General features: G+C 51.1%; 5 protein-coding genes. 4 read left to right on the forward strand and 1 reads right to left on the reverse strand.

The window, feature by feature from the left end; genetic code table 11:
* Positions 1-3: 3 nt before the first annotated feature.
* A complete protein-coding gene (gene fadK, locus FTE26_RS05835; RefSeq protein WP_001297385.1) occupies positions 4-1,650 on the forward strand; it encodes a medium-chain fatty-acid--CoA ligase in 1,647 nt (548 codons plus the stop codon).
* Positions 1,651-1,706: 56 nt separating this feature from the next.
* Here the strand turns inward: fadK and ppsA are convergent, their stop codons facing one another.
* On the reverse strand, positions 1,707-4,085 hold the full coding sequence (gene ppsA / locus FTE26_RS05840; protein ID WP_000069375.1) for a phosphoenolpyruvate synthase: 2,379 nt from the start codon (positions 4,083-4,085) through the stop codon (positions 1,707-1,709).
* A 332-nt stretch (positions 4,086-4,417) separates the two neighbouring features.
* Here ppsA and ppsR point away from each other — a divergent pair, with 332 nt between their 5' ends.
* The 3 genes from ppsR (at position 4,418) to hemP (ending at position 6,777) form a co-directional block, all read left to right on the forward strand.
* The gene (ppsR, locus tag FTE26_RS05845) at positions 4,418-5,251 is read left to right on the forward strand and encodes a posphoenolpyruvate synthetase regulatory kinase/phosphorylase PpsR (protein WP_000368046.1); all 834 of its coding nucleotides are present in this window, start codon (positions 4,418-4,420) and stop codon (positions 5,249-5,251) included.
* Between the two features lie 156 nt (positions 5,252-5,407).
* On the forward strand, positions 5,408-6,454 hold the full coding sequence (aroH, locus tag FTE26_RS05850) for a 3-deoxy-7-phosphoheptulonate synthase AroH (protein ID WP_001082229.1): 1,047 nt from the start codon (positions 5,408-5,410) through the stop codon (positions 6,452-6,454).
* A gap of 131 nt (positions 6,455-6,585) precedes the next feature.
* Entirely contained in the window at positions 6,586-6,777 is a 192-nt protein-coding gene (gene hemP, locus FTE26_RS05855) for a hemin uptake protein HemP (protein WP_001270810.1), read from the forward strand.
* The last annotated feature ends 45 nt before the right edge of the window (positions 6,778-6,822 follow it).

Here is a 6,822-nt window from a genome sequence, read left to right on the forward strand (position 1 = left end):
AACATGAAAGTGACATTAACGTTCAACGAACAACGTCGTGCGGCGTATCGTCAGCAAGGGCTATGGGGCGATGCTTCGCTGGCCGATTACTGGCAGCAGACCGCTCGTGCGATGCCAGACAAAATTGCCGTGGTCGATAATCATGGTGCATCGTACACCTATAGCGCGCTCGATCACGCCGCGAGCTGTCTGGCAAACTGGATGTTAGCGAAGGGTATTGAATCAGGCGATCGCATCGCATTTCAACTGCCTGGCTGGTGTGAATTTACCGTTATCTATCTTGCCTGCCTGAAAATCGGTGCGGTTTCCGTGCCGCTGTTGCCTTCCTGGCGGGAAGCAGAACTGGTGTGGGTGCTCAATAAGTGTCAGGCAAAAATGTTCTTTGCACCGACGTTGTTTAAACAAACGCGCCCGGTAGATTTAATCCTGCCGCTGCAAAATCAGCTTCCACAACTACAACAAATTGTCGGCGTGGACAAACTGGCTCCCGCCACCTCTTCCCTCTCATTAAGTCAGATTATCGCCGACAATACCCCACTGACCACGGCGATAACGACCCACGGCGATGAATTAGCTGCGGTGCTGTTTACCTCCGGAACCGAGGGTCTGCCAAAGGGCGTGATGCTAACGCATAACAATATTCTCGCCAGTGAGCGGGCTTATTGCGCGCGGCTGAATCTGACCTGGCAGGATGTCTTTATGATGCCTGCGCCACTCGGCCACGCAACGGGCTTTCTGCATGGCGTAACGGCACCATTCTTAATTGGCGCTCGCAGCGTGTTGTTAGATATTTTCACTCCTGATGCGTGTCTCGCGCTGCTTGAGCAGCAGCGTTGCACCTGTATGCTAGGCGCAACGCCGTTTGTCTATGATCTTTTGAATGTACTAGAGAAACAACCCGCGGACCTGTCAGCGCTGCGTTTCTTTCTTTGCGGCGGAACCACAATCCCCAAAAAAGTGGCGCGTGAATGCCAGCAGCTCGGCATTAAATTATTAAGTGTTTATGGTTCCACAGAAAGTTCGCCGCATGCGGTGGTGAATCTCGATGATCCTTTGTCGCGCTTTATGCACACCGATGGTTACGCTGCCGCAGGTGTAGAGATTAAAGTGGTCGATGACGCACGCAAGACCTTACCGCCAGGTTGCGAAGGTGAAGAAGCCTCGCGTGGCCCCAATGTGTTTATGGGATATTTTGATGAACCTGAATTAACCGCCCGTGCGCTGGATGAAGAAGGCTGGTATTACAGCGGCGATCTCTGCCGTATGGATGAGGCTGGCTATATAAAAATTACCGGACGCAAAAAAGATATTATTGTCCGCGGCGGCGAAAATATTAGCAGCCGTGAAGTGGAAGATATTTTATTGCAGCATCCTAAAATTCACGATGCCTGTGTGGTTGCAATGCCCGATGAACGTTTAGGTGAACGATCATGCGCTTATGTCGTGCTGAAAGCGCCGCATCATTCATTATCGCTGGAAGAGGTGGTGGCTTTTTTTAGCCGTAAACGGGTCGCAAAATATAAATATCCTGAACATATCGTGGTAATCGAAAAACTACCGCGCACTGCCTCAGGTAAAATACAAAAGTTTTTGTTAAGAAAAGATATTATGCGGCGATTAACGCAGGATGTCTGTGAAGAGATTGAATAAGTTTTATCTTCGGGGATCACATAAACCCGGCGACTGAACGCCGCCGGGGATTTATTTTATTTCTTCAGTTCAGCCAGGCTTAACCAGGTTTGCACCACGGTGTCCGGGTTCAGAGACAGGCTATCGATCCCCTCTTCCATCAACCATGCGGCAAAGTCTTCATGGTCGGACGGACCCTGACCGCAAATCCCGACATATTTGCCCTGTTTCTTCGCGGCACGGATAGCCATCGACAGCAATGCTTTCACCGCATCGTTGCGCTCATCGAACAATTCAGACACCACGCCGGAGTCACGATCCAGACCGAGCGCCAGCTGTGTCATATCGTTTGAGCCAATTGAGAAGCCGTCGAAATATTCGAGGAACTGCTCTGCCAGCAAGGCGTTGGACGGAATTTCACACATCATGATGATTTTCAGCCCGTTCTCGCCACGTTTCAGCCCCTGACGCGCCAGTTCTTCAACCACCGCTTTCGCCTGATCTACGGTACGCACGAACGGGATCATGATCTCAACGTTGGTCAGCCCCATGTCGTTGCGCACTCGTTTCACTGCTTCACACTCCAGCGCGAAGCAGTCGCGGAAGCTGTCGGAAACATAGCGGCCCGCGCCACGGAAGCCGAGCATCGGGTTCTCTTCATCTGGCTCGTAACGCTCACCACCGACCAGGTTGGCATATTCGTTCGATTTAAAATCAGAGAGACGGACAATGACGCGCTTCGGATAAAACGCGGCACCCAGCGTCGCGATCCCTTCAGTCAGACGACCAACGTAAAATTCACGCGGAGAATCAAAACCTTTCATCATCTCGCGGATTTCGTTTTGCAACTGCGGTTCCTGATCGTCAAACTCAAGCAGTGCGCGTGGGTGGACGCCAATCATACGGTTGATGATAAATTCCAGACGCGCAAGGCCCACGCCTTCGTTCGGCAGGCAGGCGAAGTCGAAAGCACGGTCCGGGTTACCGACGTTCATCATCACTTTCAACGGCAGATCCGGCATCGTTTCTACGCTGGAGCTTTTCACGCTAAATTCCAGCAACTCCGCATAGACGTAACCGGTATCACCTTCGGCACAAGAAACAGTGACGTTCTCACCGTCTTTCATCCGTTCTGTTGCATCACCACAGCCCACTACCGCCGGAATGCCCAGTTCACGAGCGATGATCGCCGCGTGACAGGTACGACCGCCACGGTTGGTGACGATGGCAGATGCTTTCTTCATGATCGGTTCCCAGTCCGGGTCGGTCATGTCAGTGACCAGCACGTCGCCAGGTTCGATGCGGTTCATTTCGCTGATGTCATGGATGACTTTCACCGGACCCGCGCCGATGCGATGACCGATAGCACGGCCTTCGGCGATAATCTTACCCTGTGAATGCAGCGTATAACGCTCCATGACCTGACCGCGTGAGCGCACGGTTTCCGGACGCGCCTGCACAATGAACAGTTTGCCGGTGTGGCCATCTTTCGCCCACTCAATATCCATCGGGCGACCGTAGTGTTTCTCAATTTGTACGGCCTGTTTTGCCAGTTCCTGCACTTCTTCGTTGGTCAGCGAGAAGATGTCACGCTGTTCCTGCGGTACGTCTTCGATTTTAACCTGCTTGCCGTGCTCCTGGGTCGGCGCGTAAACCATGCGGATTTTTTTCGACCCCATGGTGCGACGCACGATAGCCGGGCGATTCGCTGCAAGTGTCGGTTTATGGACGTAAAACTCATCCGGGTTAACCGCGCCCTGCACGACCATTTCACCAAGGCCCCATGCGGAAGTGATAAACACCACCTGGTCAAAGCCGGATTCGGTATCAATGGAGAACATCACGCCAGAAGATGCGAGGTCAGAGCGCACCATCCGTTGAACACCGGCGGAGAGCGCCACGCCACGGTGATCGTAACCCTGGTGCACACGATAAGAGATGGCGCGATCGTTAAACAGAGAAGCAAATACATGTTTCACTGCCACGAGAACGGCGTCAAAACCCTGAACGTTGAGGAAGGTTTCCTGCTGACCGGCAAAGGAAGCGTCCGGCATATCTTCTGCAGTAGCGGAGGAGCGCACCGCAAAAGAGGCGTTTTCGTCATCGGCGGAAAGCTGTGCATAAGCTTCGCGGATGGCATTTTCCAGCTCAGGCTGGAAGGGAGTGTCGATAATCCACTGGCGGATTTGCGCGCCCGCTTTCGCAAGCTGGGTAACATCGTCAATATCCGTTTTATCCAGCAGTTCATAAATGCGCTGGTTTACGCCGCTTTGGTCCAGAAACTGGTTAAACGCGTCGGCGGTTGTGGCGAAACCATTCGGAACGGAAACACCCATTCCGGAAAGGTTAGTAATCATTTCACCCAGGGAGGCATTTTTGCCCCCAACCCTGTCTACATCATTCATGCCGAGTTGGTTATACCAAAGCACCAGCGGTGACGAGCCATTGTTGGACATCGAACAATCCTTTTGTGATAAATGAACGGTTTGAGAAACACATTTCTGCGCATTTATCTTTGCATATTTAACCGGATGAAAAAAACGGTGAATCGTTCAAGCAAATATATTTTTTTACTTTTTAAGACTGATCCCAGCGTTGCGCAAACCTGCTCTATTCGACAATTTCCACATAAACCATCGGTATAAACGAAACCATAAAAATGAAATGCTGTTTTCATAAAAAATAAAATTGAAGGTTCATTTTATAAACCAGACATTACGTCCTACGCTTCTGTGCGTTTTTAATTTATGCTTTCATAGAATTATGTCTGCATCACGGGAAGAACAAAATGGATAATGCTGTTGATCGCCACGTTTTTTATATTTCTGATGGTACGGCAATAACTGCGGAGGTATTAGGACACGCAGTAATGTCACAATTTCCCGTCACTATCAGCAGCATTACGCTGCCGTTTGTCGAAAATGAGAGCCGTGCACGGGCAGTGAAGGATCAGATTGACGCAATTTATCACCAGACAGGTGTGCGCCCGCTGGTCTTCTACTCCATCGTGTTGCCGGAGATTCGCGCCATCATCTTGCAAAGTGAAGGCTTTTGCCAGGATATCGTTCAGGCGCTGGTTGCCCCGCTACAACAAGAGATGAAACTGGATCCAACGCCGATTGCTCATCGTACCCATGGCCTTAACCCTAATAATCTCAATAAATATGATGCGCGCATTGCGGCGATTGATTACACCCTCGCCCACGATGACGGCATTTCGTTGCGCAATCTGGATCAGGCTCAGGTGATCCTGCTCGGTGTTTCTCGCTGTGGTAAAACCCCCACCAGTCTGTATCTGGCAATGCAATTTGGTATCCGCGCGGCAAACTACCCCTTTATTGCCGACGATATGGATAATCTGGTGCTACCCGCGTCGCTCAAACCGCTTCAGCATAAATTGTTCGGCCTGACTATCGACCCGGAACGTCTGGCGGCGATTCGCGAGGAACGTCGGGAGAACAGTCGCTATGCCTCGCTTCGTCAGTGCAGGATGGAAGTCGCGGAAGTGGAAGCCTTGTACCGTAAAAATCAGATCCCGTGGATTAACAGTACCAATTATTCGGTAGAAGAGATTGCCACCAAGATCCTCGATATCATGGGCCTTAGTCGCCGAATGTACTAGAGAACTAGTGCATTAGCTTGTTTTTTTGTTATCATGCTAACCACCCGGCGAGGTGTGACACACCTCGCACTTGAAATCAGCTGCGATTGGTTTATCGTGATGCGCATCACTTCCCGGTAGTCCTGCCGTAGAAGCAACATATTTCTGAGACTTGTAATGAACAGAACTGACGAACTCCGTACTGCGCGTATTGAGAGCCTGGTAACGCCCGCCGAACTCGCGCTACGGTATCCCGTAACGCCTGGCGTCGCCACCCATGTCACCGACTCCCGCCGCAGAATTGAAAAAATACTGAATGGTGAAGATAAGCGACTGTTGGTCATTATTGGCCCCTGCTCGATCCACGATCTCACCGCTGCAATGGAGTACGCCACCCGTCTGCAGTCGCTGCGCAACCAGTACCAGTCACGGCTGGAAATCGTAATGCGCACCTATTTTGAAAAACCACGAACTGTTGTCGGCTGGAAAGGGCTAATCTCCGATCCGGATTTAAACGGCAGCTATCGGGTAAATCACGGTCTGGAGCTGGCGCGCAAATTACTTTTACAGGTAAATGAGCTGGGCGTCCCTACCGCGACTGAGTTCCTCGATATGGTGACCGGTCAGTTTATTGCTGATTTAATCAGTTGGGGCGCGATTGGCGCACGTACTACCGAAAGTCAGATCCACCGTGAAATGGCTTCGGCACTCTCCTGTCCGGTAGGTTTTAAAAATGGTACCGATGGCAACACGCGGATTGCCGTGGATGCTATCCGCGCAGCCCGCGCCAGCCATATGTTTCTCTCGCCAGACAAAAATGGTCAGATGACCATCTATCAGACCAGCGGCAACCCGTATGGCCACATTATTATGCGTGGCGGCAAAAAGCCGAATTATCATGCCGATGATATCGCCGCAGCCTGCGATACGCTGCACGAGTTTGATTTACCTGAACATCTGGTAGTGGATTTCAGCCACGGTAACTGCCAGAAGCAGCACCGTCGCCAGTTAGAAGTTTGTGAGGATATTTGTCAGCAAATCCGCAATGGCTCTACGGCGATTGCTGGAATTATGGCGGAAAGTTTCCTGCGCGAAGGAACGCAAAAAATCGTCGGCAGTCAGCCGCTCACTTACGGTCAATCCATTACCGACCCGTGTCTGGGCTGGGAAGATACCGAACGCCTGGTCGAAAAACTCGCCTCTGCGGTAGATACCCGCTTCTGAATGCGTGCCCATTCCTGATGGGATGGGCATTTCTGCGCAACTTGTTGTCTTCTCAACACATTACTGCTTGCTCTGGCCTGCCATAATATTGATAATAAGAATCATTGTTATATCAATTATTATTAATTTTTATGCGTTATACGGATAGCAGAAAACTCACGCCTGAAACGGATGCCAATCACAAGACCGCTTCCCCACAGCCCATCCGGCGAATTACCAGCCAGACACTGTTAGGTCCGGATGGCAAACTGATTATCGATCATGACGGGCAAGAATATCTGCTACGTAAAACTCAGGCTGGCAAGCTGCTGTTGACCAAGTAGCCTTTAACTCGAGCAGCTGACTTCCAGCCGTTTACCCCAGTCAGG

This window comes from Escherichia sp. S10b (genome assembly GCF_028421345.1).
GTDB lineage: Bacteria > Pseudomonadota > Gammaproteobacteria > Enterobacterales > Enterobacteriaceae > ECMA0423.

Coding starts and splice junctions, on each gene's coding strand:
- fadK (WP_001297385.1), top strand. CDS start 4: ATGAAAGTGACATTAACGTTCAACGAACAACGTCGTGCGGCGTATCGT.
- hemP (WP_001270810.1), top strand. CDS start 6,586: ATGCGTTATACGGATAGCAGAAAACTCACGCCTGAAACGGATGCCAAT.
- ppsA (WP_000069375.1), bottom strand. CDS start 4,085: ATGTCCAACAATGGCTCGTCACCGCTGGTGCTTTGGTATAACCAACTC.
- ppsR (WP_000368046.1), top strand. CDS start 4,418: ATGGATAATGCTGTTGATCGCCACGTTTTTTATATTTCTGATGGTACG.
- aroH (WP_001082229.1), top strand. CDS start 5,408: ATGAACAGAACTGACGAACTCCGTACTGCGCGTATTGAGAGCCTGGTA.